Source organism: Hwangdonia lutea (assembly GCF_032814565.1).
Classification (GTDB): Bacteria; Bacteroidota; Bacteroidia; order Flavobacteriales; family Flavobacteriaceae; genus Hwangdonia; species Hwangdonia lutea.
This window is the reverse complement of record NZ_CP136521.1, coordinates 3820823-3840281: the sequence shown is the minus strand read 5'-3', so window position 1 is coordinate 3840281 and position 19459 is coordinate 3820823. Positions and strand designations below refer to the sequence as shown.

Sequence of the window (19459 nt, the reverse complement as noted above, 5' to 3'; positions counted from 1 at the left end):
AATTATTCTAAACCTTGCTAATTTTATAATTGGCAAGGTTTTTTACTTTTAGGAGGTTTATATTTCTGTGCAACACCCGTTATGATTTTATTTTCGTTTTTTTATTTGCTAATTTAGTTACATATAATTGATATGAAACAATGGATTACATAGATTGATAAGACCACCCAAAATTTTGCGGACATTTTTGGTGGCTTAAGTGTTGAGTAAATGAATTGGAAACCAAATGCAGCGACTTGGAGTATAGCGCAAAACATGGAACACTTAATTGTAATCAACAAAAGTTATTTTCCGGTTATTGATGCTGTTCGAAAGGGCAATTATAAAACCCCGTTTACAGCTAAATTAGTATTTCTGGTATCGTTCTTTGGGAAAACTGTTTTAAAGGCAGTTATGATATTATCGTCACCCACGAACAATGGCATTTTAATCAGTCCTTGGAAGTTTATCAGTTAATGAAAAAGACGGCAGTAAACAGCTAAAACTTCCAATGGTAATATTCCATAAAAAAAACCTAAACAATATGGTTATTATTTAGGTTTGTATCTGTTAAAATCTGAGACCATTTATTTGAAGATTAAACAATCTTTTTAATCACTCTTAATTTATGGGTGTGCATTTTTTTATCCACATTATAAATACCGGAATGGTCTAATCGGTCAATACGTACTTTGCCGTATGCGTGAATAATGTAATTGTCCTTCATGATAATGCCAACATGTGTAATGATGCCTTCGTTATCATCAAAAAACGCTAAATCTCCGGGTTCGCTTTCTTCAATAAAACTCAGTGCTTCACCTTGTGTGGCTTGCTGCGAAGCTGCTCTTAGTAGTTTATAACCATTTAGTTTATAAACCATTTGGGTAAAGCCTGAGCAATCTATACCAAAAGGCGTTTTTCCGCCCCAAAGATAGGGCGTATTGAGGTACAAAAAAGATGTTTTTATAAGGTTACTTTTAGAAGCATTATTGGTGTTTGAATTACCATCAAAGTGATGGTTTAAAATCGATAATCCATTTAGCGAAGACCCCAATGGAATGGAATACAATTGCTCGTGCGCATCCTGTACAAACTCAACCAAATCCAATGAAAGTTTTGGGGCTTCTTTGTTTAAAAGATGGTATTGTTCTTCAGTAATTTCAATGTATTGTTTATTGTCTATCCAACCTTCATAATTATCAAAAGCGAGCCTGATTTTGCTCCAAGATTTACGTTGTTCTAAAACTTTAAAATACTCGCCGTATAATACTTGCGAAATAAGTTCGCTTTTATCAGACGGTTCTAATCTTAAGGAAACAATGCTTAAATTACAAATTCCGTATTGCATTCAATATTAGTTTCGTTCAATAACCATTGCTGATGCACCACCACCGCCATTGCAAATAGCCGCCGCACCAATTTTAGCATTATTTTGTTCTAAAACATTTAATAAGGTAATTAGGATTCTTACCCCAGAACATCCCAGTGGATGCCCAAGTGAAACCGCGCCACCGTTAATGTTTACATTGTTGTCATTGAGCCCGAGAATTTTCATATTGGCCAAACCAACAACCGAAAACGCTTCGTTAAATTCAAAATAATCAACATCGTTTAAAGTAATGCCGGCTTTATTTAAAGCTTTAGGCAGCGCTTTTGCGGGGGCCGTTGTAAACCATTCCGGTTCGTGTGCAGCATCAGCATAGCTTTTTATGGTAGCCAAAGGTTTTAAGCCTAATTCCTCGGCTTTTTCCTTACTCATCAAAACCATCGCTCCAGCGCCATCGTTTATGGTTGATGCGTTGGCCGCGGTTACGGTGCCATCTTTTGTAAAAGCTGGACGTAAAGCAGGGATTTTTTCCATTTTTACATTAGTAAATTCTTCATCTTTACTAACTATAATAGGTTCGCCTCGACGTTGAGGCACCTCAACAGGAACCACTTCGTTATCAAATTTTCCGGCGTTCCAAGCAGCTGCAGACCGCGTGTACGATTGTATGGCAAAAGCATCTTGATCTTCTCTGGAAAACTCATATTCAACGGCGCAAGCATCAGCGCAAACACCCATGGCATTTTGGTCGTATGCATCTACCAATCCATCTTTTTGCATGCCGTCAACTAAAGTGGTTGGGCCAAATTTTGTGCCCGTTCTCGTGTATAAATAATGCGGAATTAAACTCATGTTTTCCATACCACCGGCCACTATAATATTGGCATCGCCAAGGGCAATACTTTGAGCGGCTTGCATAACGGATTTCATGCCCGAAGCACAAACTTTATTTATAGTTGTACAAGGCACCGTATTGGGTATGCCGGCATATATTGCGGCTTGTCGTGCTGGTGCTTGCCCTGTACCTGCTTGAATAACATTACCCATTAAAACCTCTTCGACCAACTCGGGTTTAAGGTTTATTTTTTCTAGGGCACCTTTAATTGCAATAGCCCCCAATTTTGTAGCAGGAACGGTAGATAAAGCCCCTAAAAAGCTACCAATTGGCGTTCTTGCTGCCGATACAATAACAACTTCTTTACTCATTTTTTTATGCTTAAATTTTAATGCAACGAAAATAATCAATTTTTAGTAGAAATTTGAATGATTACTATATTATAAAATAAATAGAATACGCTTAGAAATTTATTACATTTGAAAATACTAAAGTATTAAATGAAAGACTTTATTAATAAACTTTACCGAAACCATTCCTTAATCTATAAAGGATTATTGTTTATATGCACAACGTTTTTAATTGTGTATTTATTCCCAAAAAGCGGAAAATTCAAATATAATTTTGAAAAAGGGAAACCTTGGCAGTCCGAAAATTTATACGCGCCTTTTAATTTTGCCATTAAAAAGACCAATGAGGAAATTGCCAGTGAAAAGATTTCGATTACCAACAATTCCATACTCTATTTTAATGTAGATAGCGCTATTGAAACTAAGGTAACCAACACATTTGAAGCCCAATTTAAAAATACGTTTACCGATTCTATTAGCGAAAATGACTTAGGCGACTTATTAAAAACAGGACATAAAATTATTAAGGAACTATACCGATTCGGTATTTTAACTGAAGATTATGATTTTTCAGACAGTCAAGTTATAGCCTTACTTGAGAACCGTGTTGAAAAAGAAAAAGTATTGTTTTCAAACTTAATCAAGCAAGATGAAGTGGTATCGGTTATTGAAAAAGTACTGTCAAATCAGAATTTATTAAAGTACAAAAACAAATTTGTATCGCTGTTTTTCGATTTGGTTGAACCGAATTTGGAATATGACAAATCGACAACCGACAAGGTGTTGCAAGAGGAATTAGATAAAATAGCTTATGCCCAAGGCAGCGTTGAAAAAGGCACCTTAATTATTTCGAAAGGCGAGGTTATTGAAGGCGACAAATACCAAATTTTAAAATCGTTACAATCTGAATACGAATCGCAAGTTTGGACCAAATCCAATTACAACTGGATCTTGTTTGCTTACATCTTATTGGTGGCTCTGGCTTTATTAATGCTATTGTTATTCCTTAGAAAATACAGACCCGATGTATTTGAAAACAACACGAAAGTCACTTTTATTTTCTTCAATATACTGTTAATGGTTTTTATATCAACGATGGTTATAAACTATAATTCAAAGTATATTTATGTGGTGCCCATTTGTATTTTACCATTGGTTTTAAAGGCTTTTTTCGATGCCCGATTGGGGATGTTTGCACATGTTATAACCGTACTGCTTTTGGGCTTTGTGGTACCCAATAGTTACGAGTATATGTTCCTTCAAATCATAGCGGGTATTGTAACCATTTTAACGGTTTCGGAGTTGTACAAAAGAGCCAATCTGTTTATTTCTGTTGGGCAAATTACCCTAATTTATATCGTGGCGTACTTTGCTTTTTTTGTAATACACGAAGGCACGGTTGAAACTATTGAATGGCAAACCTTTATTTGGTTTATTCTGTGCGGACTTGCCACCTTGTTTGTGCAGCCTTTAATTTATATTTATGAAAAAATATTCGGTTTAGTTTCAGATGTATCGCTTTTGGAATTGTCCGATACCAATTCAAAATTATTAAAGGAACTTTCAAATATAGCTCCGGGAACATTCCACCACTCATTAAATGTAGCTAATTTGGCAGAAGCATCGGCTAACGAAATTGGGGCCAACGCCATGTTAATTAGGGTAGGGGCATTGTATCATGATATTGGAAAAATGAAAAGCCCAACCTATTTTACCGAAAACCAGTCTACGGGAATTAATCCACACGATGAATTATTGGCAAAAGAAAGCGCGAAAATTATAATCGACCACGTTATAGATGGTATTGAAATTGCCAGAAAAAACAACCTACCCGATCGCGTTATAGATTTTATTAGAACGCATCACGGTACAAGTATGGTATATTATTTTTATAAGAAAGAAAAAGAACAGAATAAAGATGTTGATGAGTCCGATTTCACTTATCCGGGGCCAAAACCATTTAGTAAAGAAACCGCTATTTTAATGATGTGCGATAGTGTGGAAGCCGCATCGAAAAGTTTAAAGGAGCCAACATCTTCAAAGATTGATACATTTGTTGAAAACATTATTAATAAACAAATAGAAGAGGGGCAATTCTTAAATGCCAACATCACATTTAAAGAAATTCAGTCCATAAAAAAAGTGTTAAAGCACAAGCTAGCAAATATTTACCATTTGCGTATTGAATACCCAGAATAAATTTTGCAAAAAAGTAAATAAAATAGTTGCGTTCTTACGTATGTTATATTACATTTGCATCCGCAATTTTATTGCATTGTTCATAAAAAAGGAGAGGTGCCTGAGTGGCCGAAAGGAGCGGTTTGCTAAATCGTCGTACCCCAAAAGGGTACCCGGGGTTCGAATCCCCGTCTCTCCGCAATAATTAGATAACCAAATTGAGGTGTAGCCTCTCGACATTGCTCGAGATAAACTGCACAGCGATTATACATTTTCGGGGTGTAGTACCGCATCAAGTGCGGCATAAACTACGCTCAGGAAATCATCAAATGAAATAGAGTTTTGAATTTCCAATATTAGTTGTTCATCTCTATTAAAATTCGGGGTGTAGCGTAGCCCGGTTATCGCGCCGCGTTTGGGACGCGGAGGTCGCAGGTTCGAATCCTGCCACCCCGACTTTTTAACAAATCAATTAGTAACAAAAACTTGATAATCATATGATTATCGGGTTTTTATGTTTTCAGAGCTAGCCTTTAATTTAAAAATATTTTTTAATCCGAAGGCCAAATTGTTTTCAAAGTAAAAATTAAAACTCTTACCACGTATAATTTATTTCAGTGAACAAAACTGCACAGCAATATCAGCTTTAATGGTTATATTTGGACATAATATCAGACTGCCGATATCTGATAATTTATACAAATCACATATTATTAAAAACACTAAAAATGAAAACGCTTAAAGTTGTATTAGCATCTGTTTTTTCATGCGCCATTTTGATTGGCTGTGGAGGAAAAGAAGAAAAAAAGAAAGAAGGATTTACGTACGAAAATAAAAAAAGTACGACAAAAAAAGTGGAAGAAAAAAACCAGAATGAAGTGGTTTTAACCTCCAATGATTTAATGCAGTTTAATAAAACCGAAATTAAAGTTGAAGCAGGTAAAAAGGTTAAGTTGACGCTTAAGCACATAGGTAAGTTGGACAAGAAAATAATGGGGCATAACTTTGTATTGCTGAAACAGGGTGTAAGTATCTCTGCTTTTGGAAATCATGCAGCTACCTTCCCGGAAAACGAATATATTCCTAAAGACACTAAAGATATAATTGTACACACCAAGTTAATTGGAGCAGGAGAGACCACTGTGATAGAATTTGACGCGCCAGCAGTTGGCGAATACGATTTTTTATGTAGTTTCCCGGGGCATTATGCCGTTATGAAAGGTAAATTTATTGTGGAGTAATTAAAACAAACCTTACCGAGTGTACTAAAAAAGTCTGAGATTTTTAACCTCAGACTTTTTTGGTTTTAAAGAGATGGTTTCAACAATTAACGGTTTGTTTTTTAGTTTAATTTTTTTCAGTGAATAATACTGAACAACAATATGGGTGTAAATTTCTATATTGTATGTCATAACAAGAAATATTTATGAAACTTCCATATCCAGAATTCAACATCCATGAATATGATTGTATGGAAGCTACATGTGACCATTGAACTATAATAAAAACAAACACATGAAAATCAAATTTTTATTGATACTTGTCTTTTTTGGGCTTTGTCTAAATGCTCAAGAAGAAATAAAACTCGACAATCTCAATGATTTTAAAACACAAGCTGGAAATTGGCGAGTTGTGGGCGGCGTAACGGTAAACAGGCATATTGATGTGCACCATGAAGCATCGGAAATGCAAGAATCAAAAAAGAAAAAGAAGCGAAGAAGAAAAAAAAGGCATGCCATTGAGCCTCCAAAAGCTATTACATCAACGCCAGGAACAGGTGTACTTTTAAATATTAATAATAAAGAAAAACATGATGCCTTAATCACCAATTGGGAACACGGAGATTTACTTTTGGAAATAGACGTGCTGCTTCCTAAAGGTTCTAATTCCGGGATTTATTTTCAAGGGCGCTATGAGTTGCAATTAAAGGATAGTTATGGTGTTAAAAACCCTTTGGGTTCCGATATGGGTGGGTTTCACAATAATTGGGAAACCGATGAAGATAAAATTTTCAGAGGCATTCCGCCAACCAGCAATGCTTCAAAAGCTCCGGGATTATGGCAAACCTACAAAGTACATTTTCAGGCACCACGATTTAATGAGGCAGGTGAAAAAATATCGAATGCTAAATTTATTTCAGTCGATTTAAACGGTGTTCGAATTCATAGCAATGTTGAAGTTCCAACTTATACCGGCGGTCCCATCGAAAAAAACGAGGTTGCAAAAGGGCCATTATTAATTCAAGGAAATCACGGACCCGTTGCCATTCGGAATTTTAAATATCAATTGTTAAAAGAAGCTTCAGTGACGTTAACATCGCTTTCGCATGTAATTTATAAAGGTGCATTTAAAGGACTGGACGAATTGAATGAAAACGCTAAAGTTTCCACCGGAAAATCCAATAAAATCGATATTCTGAGTGTTGGTGAGGAAGATGAATATGGCATTATGTATATAGGAACCCTGGAGGTAAAAGAGGAAGACAATTACACGATTAGCGTAGGGTATACCGGCGGAGTAAAGCTTATTGTTGACAATAAAAAAATTATTGAGGATAATTCTTCGAGTGGTCAAGGCTTGTTAAATGAAGATCTTACCTTATCAAAAGGAACCCATAAATTCATTCTCATAAATATAAAATCGGCGGCGTGGAGAGCGCCACGATTGGGATTGTCTATTAAAAGTAAATCTACCAATTCGAAAGATTTTCATGCCTATGATTCTTATCCGCCCAATATAAATACGGTGTCACCAATATTTGTTCAACCCGATGCGAAACCCCGTTTGTTAAGAGCGTTTGTAAGCTTTAACGGCGATGGCAAACGTTTGTCGCACACCATTGGCGTCGGTACGCCCGAAGGTGTTAATTATATTTACGATTTAGGAGCAGGAAACCTTGTTGGCGTTTGGCGAGGCGAGTTTGTCGATGCAACACCCATGTGGCATAGTCGAGGTGATGGTTCGTTTAAACCAAAAGGTGCGGTACAGTGGACCTTTTTAAATCAACCCATAGCACAACTTTCAGATTTGAATGCTCCTTTCCCGAAAACAGGAACAGCTCCAGATTTTGTTTCAAAAGGCTATGTTATAGATAAAACCACTTGGTTGCCCATCTTTAAATACCGATATAAAGATGTTGATATTGAAAATAAAATCACACCCGATGTAAATAATAATTATGTGATTCACGACATTCAATTTTCAAAATCCGGTTTAACAAATTGGTATTATAAATTGGCTTCTGGCGAGGTTGAAAAAATGTCTGATGGCGCTTATCTTATAAAGAATCAACAGTATTACGTTAAAGTGCAGTCGGATCAAATCCCTTTAATACGAGAAGTAAACGGCGAAACAGAATTGATAATTCCTGTAGATGGTAGTAACATTAAATATGAAATAATTTGGTAAATATGATAGACAAAGTAATTCATAATAAAATAAAAGTAATAGTATTATTAATGGTGATTGGTTTTTCACAAATTATACTGGCTCAAACCACAGCAAAAGAAGAAGATTATTACCGCATAACAAAAGTACCAACTCCTGAAGGAGTAAAGATTGAAGGCGGCGGAGTTTTGTCGCTGCCTGATGGCAGTATTGCGGTCTGTACCAGACGTGGCGATGTTTGGATTATAGAAAACCCAACCATGGCTAATGGCTATCCATCTAAATTTATAAAGTTTGCATCCGGATTGCACGAACCATTAGGATTGGCATACAAAAACGGAGCATTATACACCGCACAACGGGGCGAGCTTACAAAACTTGTAGATACTGATGGCGATAGGATAGCCGATGTTTACGAAACTATTTATGCGTGGCCATTATCAACACATTACCACGAATATTCTTTTGGTCCTGTTTTAGCTCCGGATAATGCGTTTTTTGTAACGGCGAATGTAGCTTTTGGAAATGAAGAGTGGTGGCGCGGAGAGAGTCGTGTGCCATGGCGTGGGTGGACCATGAAAATTTATGAAGATGGCCGAATGGAACCTTGGGCCACTGGAATGCGTTCGCCAGCGGGTTATGGCTTGATTGATGATGAGTTGTTTTATACCGATAACCAAGGCGATTGGATTGGTTCAGGAGGTTTGTGGCACTTGCCTAAAGGCGTGTTTACAGCGCATCCTGCGGGACTTAAATGGAGCAAATATCAAGATTCACCAATACAACTTACTGAAGCGGAGTTTTATAGTAAAATAGATAAACGCCAAATCAAAAAAAATGGACACTACGTAAAACCTGAAAATATTATTGATGAAGAAAACCCCGATTTTGTTTATAAAGCCAAGGCGTCTTTTCCAGAAATGCAATTGCCTGCAGTGGTATTGCCTCACGGTATTTTGGGTATTTCAAATTCTGAAATAAAAGTAGATGAAACAGGTGGGAAGTTTGGGCCATTTAGCGGACAGGTTTTTGTTGGCGATATGGGACAAAGCAAAATTATGCGTGTGGTTCTTGAAAAAGTCAAAGGAGAATATCAAGGGGTTGCGTTCGATTTTAGATCGGGCTTTCAATCCGGAGTGATGCGTATGGATTTTGACCACAACGGAAACCTTTTTGTGGGTGAAACCAATAGAGGTTGGGGATCGGCAGGCACCACCAATTCCGGTTTGGAATTCCTGACGTGGACAGGGCGCATTCCTTTTGAAATGAAAACCGTAAAATCGATGCCCGATGGTTTTGAAATTGAATTCACAAAACCTGTTGATAAAAATTCTGCTGAGGATTTAGATTCGTATAAAGGCAAAAGTTATATCTATAAATACCACGCCGCTTATGGCAGTCCGCAAACCAATCTGGAAACCATTAATTTAAAAGGTGTTAAAGTGAGTGACGATGGTTACAAAGTGCGTATTGTTACCGATAATTTAAGGCCGTTTTATGTGCATGAAATCACTTTAAACGGTGTTAAGGAAAAGGAATCGGGTCAGTTAACATTGCACCCCACTTTTTATTATACGTTGAACAATATTGCTGAAGGCGATAAATTAGCCATGTCTCAACTGTCAACCAAACGGTCGTCAAGTTTAACAAAGAAAGTGGTGAAAAAAGCTAAAGTCATTAAAAAACCTGGAGCTAAAAAGACGAAAGTTGTTTTAACTGATGAACAAGTGCAACCTCTATTAACCAACAATACGTGTGTGGCCTGTCATCATAAGGAAAAAAGAATTGTGGGGCCTTCTTTTAAGTTAATAGCCAAACGCAATTATTCCGATGAGGAAATGGTGGAACTTATTTATAACCCACAGCCTAAAAACTGGCCGGAATATGCCACACCTATGGCGCCCATGCCTCAAGTTCCAAAAGACGAAGCACTAAAAATTGCGGCTTGGATTAATGCTTTGGATTGATGGTTTAATTTTTTTGTCATTTCGACTCTGCTCAAGGTAAACTTAGAGAAATCTTATATTGATGAGGTTTATCCCCATAAGTTTCACTTTATATCTTCAAACAAAATATATTTTGTTTTCGATAGTGTTCGGAATGACATAATTTATTCGAGGTTTATTACAGGAAAATACTCTTATCTATTAGCCTTCTTAAGTAGTCTTTCGTTCTGGAAGGGGCTCGAACTATTAAATATTATTTTCATAAAACCTTAACGAAACCAATGCAATCTTTTATAAAACCAACAAAAACTAATTTTTAATAATCTTTTTGGTGACACTTCCTCTATCAGATATTATATTTATGAAATACATTCCTTTCGGAAAAGATTTTAAATCAATTTCTTTGGATTCCTTGTTTTTCTCAAAAAGTAATTTCCCTGCAACTGAATATATCTTAATATTTTCAATATTTATTCCTAATTTAGTAGATGTATAAATTTTATCATTTGTTGGATTTGGATAGATTTTAAAAGAATCAACTAACTTGTTTTCACTAACATTAAGAGTATTATTAACAATTTCGGTACTAATCGTATTAGTAATAATAGGTGAATTAAAATCAAAATAAATATCTGCTTTACCAGTTATAACATCTCCAACATTTACATCAGTTATTGGTTTAATTTTAAATGCAACAAAGCCATGACTGTTAGGTTCATCATCTTGTTCTGCTGGTAGTAAAATGTTATCAAAAATGAAATCTACTAAATTACCCTCTGTTATTTGAGTTCTATAAGAGTGGCTGGATGATACTGGTAAAAATGTGTCCCAATCTAATTTATCTTCTAAGACATCTCTAATTCTTACATTAATAGCGCTTGCTGTTCCTTTATTTTGAAAACGAATAATATAATGTAGATATTCACCTATTTCTTCAATTGAAATTTTACGTCCTTGTACCACTTGCTTATCATTGGGGTCAAAAGAGTTTACAACGATTTGATTGAATTCAAAAGTATTATCAGATAAATTAATATCAGTTTCATTAGATGTAATAAATACAGATAGCGGCAATACGTCATCTGCATTTACAATTGAAGGGGCTTCAGTATTCAAAATTACATTTACAACTCTACTTTCAAAAGGCAATAAATTACTATAATTATAAGTAAGTGTATTGATAGTTTGTAGATTCGCGGATTGAGTTGAACTTACAAAAGACTGTAATGTATTGTCAAACTGAAATTCTATATTACCTTCTGAAATTGTTGTTCCTGTATTCTCATATACAATTTGATATGTAGTATTAAACCCAGGACGTGCTTCTGTAATAGGAAGAAGAGTAACAGACACATTATTTTCAATTGTATTTGCAGAAACACAAAAATCAGCTATTTTCTTTCCTTCTACTCCAATAAATTCTATTTCACTCAAATTTGGAGTAATGTTAAATCTGCTATCAGCAACCTCAACATTATACATGCCATTCTCCTTTACAGGAAACTTATAAAAACCAAGCTCATTTGTAAAACTTGTAGTCTTTATATTATCTTTAATTGTATTTATTTTTAAATTTTTTGCTGGTATTGAATGGTTGGAGCAACCATTGTTTTGATTGTCAAAAGAAACTATACCAGTAATTGCATTCCCATCTAAATCATACATATAAACTATACTAGATTGATAATAATTTGTAACCAATCTATTGCCTTGGCCTGAGAGCTCAATAGCATCTGGAGCGCTACAGCAAGAATTAGATTCTATATCAATGCCATAAGGTTCCCAAAAGATTCCATTAAAATTATAAACTCTTGTATAAAATATATCATTATTAGGTGAACCATCGTTAGGTATTATATTTACGGATAATCTTTTACCGTCATCTGATAAAGAACCTAATACACTTTCGACAAGCGTATTCCCCATTTGCACCCAATCATTTCCATCATATTGAAACGTTTTAACATAATTTTCTCTGACACTATTACCACCAGCACCAGCCGCTAATATCAGTCCATTTCTTGACAAAGAAACTCTGGTGTAACTAAAACTCTGCTCTGCTGTTCCCGATAAATCATTTCCTCTTTGTTTCCAAGTATTAGTTTCTGAGTTATATTGAAAAACCCTGACTTTAGCTAACTCATTGTAATCAGGGTTTTTAGTTTCATTAATTGCAATATATTTCCCATCTGGAGACAAAGAAATACTTACTCCAAAATGTTCATTGAAAGAAGTACCATTATCAATGGGTAATCCAAGTTCCACCCAAACTCCATTTACTAGTTCATAAACCTCAACTCTTCCGGCAGTTCTTCCAATATCTCTAAATTCAGGGATTCCCACAGCTAAACTTAATCCATCTTCTGATATAGAAACCGAATAACCCAAATTGTCCTGATTAACTCCTTGTATATTTTGTCCAACTTGAACCCAATTATCGTCTATATAATCATATACTTTAACTTCTCCTCCTTCTCCATTTTCATAAGGAATATTAGGATCATTTCTGGGAGCTCCGAAATCATATGGAGCTCCAATTGCTATTCTATTACCAGAACTTGATAATGAAATAGATTTACCAAATTGACTGTCATCAGAATCTCCAATAAGTGTTGCTCCTTTTTTAACAAATTCATTGTTAACATAATCATAAATTTCTACATAGCCTGAGTCCGTAAAAGCCTCAGAATTATTTACCCCTACAGCTAATACACTACCATCTTTATTCAGGCATAATGTCTTTGAATTTTGAGAATTAACATTCAATTCATTTTCTAAAGTAATATTCGAAGTAATGCAAAAATTTAAAGTTTCACTATTACCAAAATCATCAAAACCTATTTCTTTAGTCTGTGTAAAATCTAGATATTTATAATTACCTTCTGAATCCAAAATAATATTATAAGCACCTATATTAGTCAAAAGAGAGTAATTTCCATCTTCATCAGTATAAGCAGAAATAATTTCATCTCCCTTAATCGCAGAAACCTTTATTCCTTCCAATTGAATAGATTTTGATAAACAACCATTATTACCAAAATCAGCAGAGATTTTTCCAGAAACTTCATTAAAACTCACCTTGTATACTTGAGTAACATATGGCGCACCAACCCTATTTTGAAATGCCAATGTACTTCCATCTTTAGATAATGATATTGATTGACTAGTTTGCCCACTATTGTTTTCAATATCATTAAATTTAATCCAATTCCCTTCTAATTCAGAGTACTTGTATATTTTTACAAAACCAGATGAAGATCTAGATAAGGATACACCACTGACCAATTGTTTACCATCACCAGATAAAGACACTGAAACACCTAATTTATCATTTTTTTTATCTCCATCTATATCTTGTCCTACTTGAATCCATTCAGCATTATTATATTTAAAAACTCTTACATGTCCCGTAGAATTCAACCCTTTTTCATCATTGTATGCAGCCCCAATAGCTACTATTGTGCCATCACTTGAAATAGAAACAGAGGCTCCAGAGGCATCACCTACTCTTTCACCAATGATATCACTTCCTAATTGCTCCCAATTGTTTGTTGCTAAATTGTAATCAAAAATTCTAACCACTCCAAGATTTAATTTATATGAATTACTTTCAGGAAGATATTCACTATATCCTGATCCACCTACTGCCAACCTTTCACCATTATTTGAAATAGAAACTGATTCTCCTAATTTATCGGCATAATAGGGAGACACTCTACCTCCAGTAATATTCTGCCCTATTTGTTGCCATTCATTATTTTTAAAATTGTAAACACGAATATACCCTACATCGATAAATGGATTTCCTATACCTGGAGCCCCTAAAGCAATTATTGATCCATTACTGGAGAAAGACATTGAAGAACCCAATATATCAGTACTATTTTCTCCACTTATAACATTACCTAATTGAATCCATTCAATTCCATTAAATTGATAAATTCTCACATGGCCATAATTAGAAGAAACCTCAGCTGTTTTAATAGAATAAATCGCAATACGACTACCGTCACCGGACATCGTAATAGAAGAACCAAACCCATCTCCACTTACTTCTCCATTAATTGTTTGGCCTAATTGACTCCAATTTCCATTAATATTTTCAAAAACTTTTACTTTATGAATACCAATACCATTAGATGGGATATAACTAGTAACCACTTTTGAACCATCCGATGAAATTGAAACAGGGCTTCCTGAAGAACTTGGAATATTTTCCCCAATTTGGATTTGCGCATTAATATTTGAGAAAATAAATAGAAATAAAAACGAAAGTATTAGTTTTTTCATAGCGAGATTGAGTATTATAAACAAATAAACTAAAAAAAAAGTGAATAATAGAAGGTTTTTAATCCTTTTTGAAAAGATTGCCTTACAACTAAGAATTCCTTCTTTTTATCGTTTAACTATAATGAAGATCTGCTTTTATCAAGTTAAAAGGGAAGCTAACTATTCTTTCTTTAATCTATTAATTTCTAAACCAATCATTTTAACATAGCCCTCTTGGTTTTCCGTAATTAAATACATCCTAAAACAAAAAAACATCCAAATCTTCTTCACAGAAAAAGGAAAGTTTTCTGTTGAAATCCAAATTAACTTTGGTATAAAACTAAGTTTTAGATTTCTTTAGGAACAACACAACGTCTCATTAATTATCAAAAAATCTAATTTCTCAGATATTTCTTTTTGCTTCCAACACTTTGGGATTAGGTTTGTTCTAATATAAAGAGTTTTATATATAATTGATTCACAATAACTTCTAACGTTTATAATTCAACAATATCCAATTCGCATTGGTTATATTTTGCATTTTGTCTTTTTCATTTTTAAATACAAGATATAGCGAAGCTTCATCCGTTTGTGGTTTTACGGGTATGTTATAATATTTCATTTGGCTTTTGTCTTTGTTGAAATATTTTAACTGTGTTTTGCCAATAAGATTTCCGTTAGGGGCGTTTTCCCTAATTTCAACAGTACCTTCATAAGCATAATTGCCCGCGAAAAAGGTGGCGAATTTTATGCTTTTTAAATCTTTTAAAGGCATAGTATCAAATTTTAAATAGGAATTATGGACAATAGAGCCCACAAGGTTTTCGCCTTCGGTATTCCAATTTCCTAAGCCTTCACTTTTTTCAATGGCGCTTTCGGCTTGAATTTTAGGCGCTTTAAAAATAATTTGGTCTCTGGCCGAAAGCATGGATTCTGGTTGTCCGTCGTTGCCATTATCCAAATAAGAAGCCATTAAAACATACATGCCTTCGTTTTTACTGCCAATATGCTCGTTAAATGTAATGCTACCTTTTATGGGTAATTGCTTTTTTGCTTCGGCTTTACTTGGTTTCAGCGACAAAATATAAGTTACCATTTTGTCAACTTCATCGGGCTTTAATTGCGGGTGCGCAGACATCATGGTTTCTCCCCAAACACCGCTTCCGCCTTTAATGATTTTACTAATTAAATAACCCGCATCTTTGGTGGTGTATTTATCGGCAATCTCGATGTAACTTGGGCCATTTACCTTTTCGTTGGTTGCATGACAAGCTTTGCAATCGCTGCCATCAATAAGTTTTCTGCCTTCGGGCACCGTATTTTGTTGATGCCCCAAAGTAGCTTTTATTAAATCGTTGCCTTCCGGAATATAATCTAAAGTTACTTTTACTTTGTTGGCTGCAATTGAACCATCTTCGGTACTGCCATCTTGCCTATCGTTAACAATTACTTTATAATTTATTTTTTTATTATCCCAATAGGATGTGTTATCGGGGTCAATTTGAATGCTTAATTCCGGTGGGTCGTTACCAACTAAAAGCTTGGTTTTTGCTGTTGATGTTTCGCCTTCTTTATCGGTTACTTTTAATTGCACGGTGTAAGTCCCGGATTGCTCAAAGGTGAATGACGGATTTGCTTTTGTTGATTGCACTTCGTTATTGGTAAAGGACCATGCATAAGTGAGTTTATCATTATCATAATCAATAGATTCCAATCCTGAAAAATTTACCGTTAATGGTGCGGCTCCAACCGTTTTATCTGATGTGATTTTGGCAATAGGTTTTCTGTTTCCTTTGATATATGATACTCTATTTAAACGCGCATCTAGGTTTTGGGTGTTCCATTTTTGACCGTATTCTAAAACATATAAATTTCCATCCGAACCAAAAATCATATCCATAGGATGCGAAAACTCTGTGGATGGCATAAACGGTTCTGCTTTTTTATAATCGTAGTTTTCATCGAGCGTTACTACATAAATCCAATCGCGCATCCACTCGTAAACAATCAGCTTGTTTTCAAAATATTCTGGAAAAGCATATTCGTTTGCCTTGGGATAATCGGAAACATGATAGATAGGACCCGCCATAGGGTTTACACCACCAACACCCAACCACGGGAATTCCTCAGATTTGTCATAAGAATACCAAATAAGTGATTCTTGAGCTACGGGAAGTTCTTTTAAACCGGTGTTGTTTGGGGAATTATTGACTAAATGATTCGGGTCGAATTTTGCTCCCGATTCTTGGGTTGCAAAATTATAATCGTTATATACCTGATTGTTTCCTCTGGTATACGGCCAACCCCAAAACCCAGCCTTTCTGGCTTGGTTAAACTCACCCAGGCCTTTAGGCCCTCGGTTGGCATTGTCGACACCAGCATCGGGACCTACATCGCCCCAATACACGAAGCCTGTTTTGCTATCTATTGAAGGTCTGAATGGGTTTCTGCAACCCATCACATAAATTTCCGGCTTTGTATTTGGTGTTCCTTTGGGGAATAAATTTCCCTCTGGAATGGAGTAGGTGCCATCATCTTCGGGTTTAATTCTTAAAATTTTTCCTCTTAAATCATTGGTGTTTGCGGCTGATTTTTGCGCGTCCCAAAGGGCTCTCCCTTCGCGCTCGTCAATGGGTGCATAGCCTGACGATTCAAACGGGTTGGTATTATCGCCTGTGGTGATAAATAAATGTCCGTTAGGACCAAACTCTAAAGCGCCACCGCTATGGCAGCATTCCCGTATCGTGGGAATTTTGAGGAGGATTTTTTCAGAATCTAAATCCAGTTTTTTGTCAACCAAATTAAAACGCGATATATGTTGCAAAGGTTCATCGCCTGGAGCAGAATAAAACAAGTAAATCCAACGGTTTGTTTTATAATTGGGGTCTACTGCCAAACCGAGTAAGCCATCTTCATTACCGTAAAATAAATCGAGTTGTGCAATGGTTTCGGTTTGTTCTGTTTTAAAATCGTATAGTTTTAATGCGCCTCGGCGTTCTACAAATAAAATACCTTCATCTGGTAGTTCATCCAATTCCATAGGTTCATTCAAATTAAAATCCAACACGTGTTTTACAAATCGGTTTTCTGGTGGCACACGATCTGATGTGGCTTTTGTATAGTCGAGCGTATTTTTGCCGATAGCATATTTAATCCCACCTAATAAATGATTTAAAAATATGGGGTTTTCAAAGGTTTCGTTGGTGTGTCCCATTTCGGTATAAAAAGCGCGACCACCATCAAAATTATGATACCATGAAATAGGATGATTGTCACCATTTGTACCTCCCTGGTAACTGGTTTCGTCTATGGTAATTAATACATTAATATCTGGGTTGATGTCTTTAAAATTATACCACTCATCTTCTTTTATCCAAGGTGTTTCAAGGTTTTTGGTCGATTCATGATTTTTATCTATCACATTTAGTATCGCTTCTTGAATTTTTGGATGGCCATCAAAATAAGCGCCAACAAGTTTGTTGTACCACGGCCATTCGTATTCCGTATCGGTAGCAGCATGCACGCCTACAAACCCACCACCGGCTTGAATATAGCGCTCAAAATCTGCTTGCTGTACGTCGTTTAGAATATTGCCCGTGGTGTTTAAGAAAACGACTGCTGAAAATTGTTTTAAGGAATCCTCAACAAAATATAGGGAATCTTCAGTGGCAACAACGTTAAAGTTATTTTCTTTTCCCAGTTTTTTTAATGCCTTTATTCCAACTTCAATAGAACCGTGTCTGAAACCTTCAGTTTTACTAAACACCAGTATTTTTTCTTCTTTTGTGCCACATGACATTATCATAATACTTATGACGAAAATCAGAATGGATTTTATAAATTTAGGTTTCATTTTAAGATATTTAAGTTGAATATTGGTTGTTATATGTAGCTGTTTATAAGCTGTTCTAAAAGCTCTTGTTTACCGCTTTTCAATTCGGGTTCTCCACTGTTTGAAGCTAACTGATACAGGTCCTTTAAACCTAATTTGCCTGCTTCAAAATCCTTACCCGACCCAATACTAAACGAATCGTATCGTTTTTGTTTCATTTCCAAATAATCGGAATCAGATAAGATTTTTTCAGCTGTTAAAAGTGCTCTCGCAAAGGTGTCCATACCGCTAATATGCGCTATAAATAAGTCCTCCATATCGGTAGAATTCCGCCTTGTTTTAGCATCGAAATTAATACCCCCATGTTCGAAGCCTTTGTTCTGCAATATAATCATCATAGCTTCTGTAACTTCGTATATGTTGGTTGGAAACTCATCGGTATCCCAACCATTTTGATAATCCCCTTTATTGGCATCAATGCTTCCCAACATATTCGCATCGGCGGCTACCTGTAGTTCATGGGCAAAAGAATGACCCGCTAAGGTGGCGTGGTTGACCTCTAAATTTAATTTAAAATCTTCTGCCAAATCATATTTATTTAGGAAACCCAATACCGTTGCAGCATCAAAATCGTATTGATGTTTGGTGGGTTCCATAGGTTTGGGTTCAATAAAAAATGTGCCTTTAAAACCTTGAGCTCTGGCATAATCTCTCGATTTGGTTAAAAACATGGCTAAGTGTTCTACTTCCTTTTTCATATTGGTATTGTGTAACGACATATAACCTTCGCGTCCGCCCCAAAACACATAACCAGTGCCTCCAAGTGCTATGGTAGCATCAATGGCATTTTTTACCTGAACTGCCGCATTAGTTAATACACTAAAATCTGGATTTGTTGCCGCACCATTCATGTATCGTGGGTTAGAAAACACATTGGCTGTGCCCCAAAGTAGTTTAATGCCATATTTTGCTTGTTTAGCTTGGGCGTAAGGTAAAATGTTATGTAACCGTTTTTCGATTTCAAAAACACTGCCATCACCCACTAAATCGGTGTCGTGAAAACAATAATAGGGAATACTGAGTTTATCAATAAACTCGAAAGCCGCATCCATTTTGTGTTTTGCAGCGGTTAAGGGCTCTGGGTTATCCCAAGGAAACGTTTTTGTTCCGGGACCAAAAGGGTCACCGCCTTCGCCACAGAAGGTATGCCAATACGACACAGCAAATTTTAAATGATCCCTCATTGTTTTGCCGTTAACTAGTTGGTCTTCGTTATACCATTTGAATGCAAGAGGGTCTTTTGAATCTTTTCCTTCGTATTTAATTTTATTGATTTTTGGAAAATAATTGCTCATG

The 19459-nt window shown here is 35.6% G+C and carries 10 protein-coding genes and 2 tRNA genes; 7 read left to right on the top strand and 5 right to left on the bottom strand.

Going from position 1 to position 19459, the window contains the following annotated elements; genetic code table 11:
- Window positions 1-210: 210 nt before the first annotated feature.
- The gene (locus RNZ46_RS16555; RefSeq protein ID WP_316983282.1) at window positions 211-456 is read left to right on the top strand and encodes a hypothetical protein; all 246 of its coding nucleotides are present in this window, start codon (window positions 211-213) and stop codon (window positions 454-456) included.
- Window positions 457-577: 121 nt separating this feature from the next.
- Here RNZ46_RS16555 and RNZ46_RS16550 read toward each other — a convergent pair whose 3' ends face one another.
- Window positions 578-1327 (bottom strand): C40 family peptidase, encoded by a 750-nt coding sequence (locus RNZ46_RS16550; RefSeq protein ID WP_316983281.1) that lies wholly within the window; start codon window positions 1325-1327, stop codon window positions 578-580.
- 6 nt (window positions 1328-1333) lie between these two features.
- Window positions 1334-2512 (bottom strand): acetyl-CoA C-acyltransferase, encoded by a 1179-nt coding sequence (locus RNZ46_RS16545; protein WP_316983280.1) that lies wholly within the window; start codon window positions 2510-2512, stop codon window positions 1334-1336.
- Window positions 2513-2641: 129 nt separating this feature from the next.
- On the opposite strand from RNZ46_RS16545, the gene RNZ46_RS16540 reads away from it, so the two are divergent.
- The 6 genes from RNZ46_RS16540 to RNZ46_RS16515 all read left to right on the top strand — a co-directional run bounded on the left by RNZ46_RS16540 (window position 2642) and on the right by RNZ46_RS16515 (window position 10023).
- Complete coding sequence (locus tag RNZ46_RS16540) at window positions 2642-4690, top strand: HD family phosphohydrolase (protein WP_316983279.1); 2049 nt, start codon at window positions 2642-2644, stop codon at window positions 4688-4690.
- A gap of 90 nt (window positions 4691-4780) precedes the next feature.
- A tRNA-Ser gene (locus RNZ46_RS16535) sits at window positions 4781-4868 on the top strand.
- A 182-nt stretch (window positions 4869-5050) separates the two neighbouring features.
- Window positions 5051-5125: transfer RNA gene (locus RNZ46_RS16530), tRNA-Pro, on the top strand.
- A gap of 272 nt (window positions 5126-5397) precedes the next feature.
- On the top strand, window positions 5398-5910 hold the full coding sequence (azu, locus tag RNZ46_RS16525) for an azurin (protein ID WP_316983278.1): 513 nt from the start codon (window positions 5398-5400) through the stop codon (window positions 5908-5910).
- A 274-nt stretch (window positions 5911-6184) separates the two neighbouring features.
- Window positions 6185-8077 (top strand): 3-keto-alpha-glucoside-1,2-lyase-like domain-containing protein, encoded by a 1893-nt coding sequence (locus tag RNZ46_RS16520; protein ID WP_316983277.1) that lies wholly within the window; start codon window positions 6185-6187, stop codon window positions 8075-8077.
- A gap of 2 nt (window positions 8078-8079) precedes the next feature.
- Window positions 8080-10023: an auracyanin family protein gene (locus RNZ46_RS16515; protein WP_316983276.1), complete on the top strand. Its 1944-nt coding sequence runs from the start codon at window positions 8080-8082 to the stop codon at window positions 10021-10023.
- 288 nt (window positions 10024-10311) lie between these two features.
- Here the strand turns inward: RNZ46_RS16515 and RNZ46_RS16510 are convergent, their stop codons facing one another.
- The 3 genes from RNZ46_RS16510 to xylA form a co-directional block, all read right to left on the bottom strand.
- Window positions 10312-14292, bottom strand: coding sequence for a DUF7619 domain-containing protein (locus RNZ46_RS16510; protein ID WP_316983275.1), 3981 nt, complete (start codon window positions 14290-14292; stop codon window positions 10312-10314).
- Between the two features lie 469 nt (window positions 14293-14761).
- Window positions 14762-18124, bottom strand: coding sequence for a ThuA domain-containing protein (locus tag RNZ46_RS16505; protein WP_316983274.1), 3363 nt, complete (start codon window positions 18122-18124; stop codon window positions 14762-14764).
- A gap of 29 nt (window positions 18125-18153) precedes the next feature.
- Window positions 18154-19458, bottom strand: coding sequence for a xylose isomerase (xylA, locus tag RNZ46_RS16500; RefSeq protein WP_316983273.1), 1305 nt, complete (start codon window positions 19456-19458; stop codon window positions 18154-18156).
- Window position 19459 lies beyond the last annotated feature (1 nt).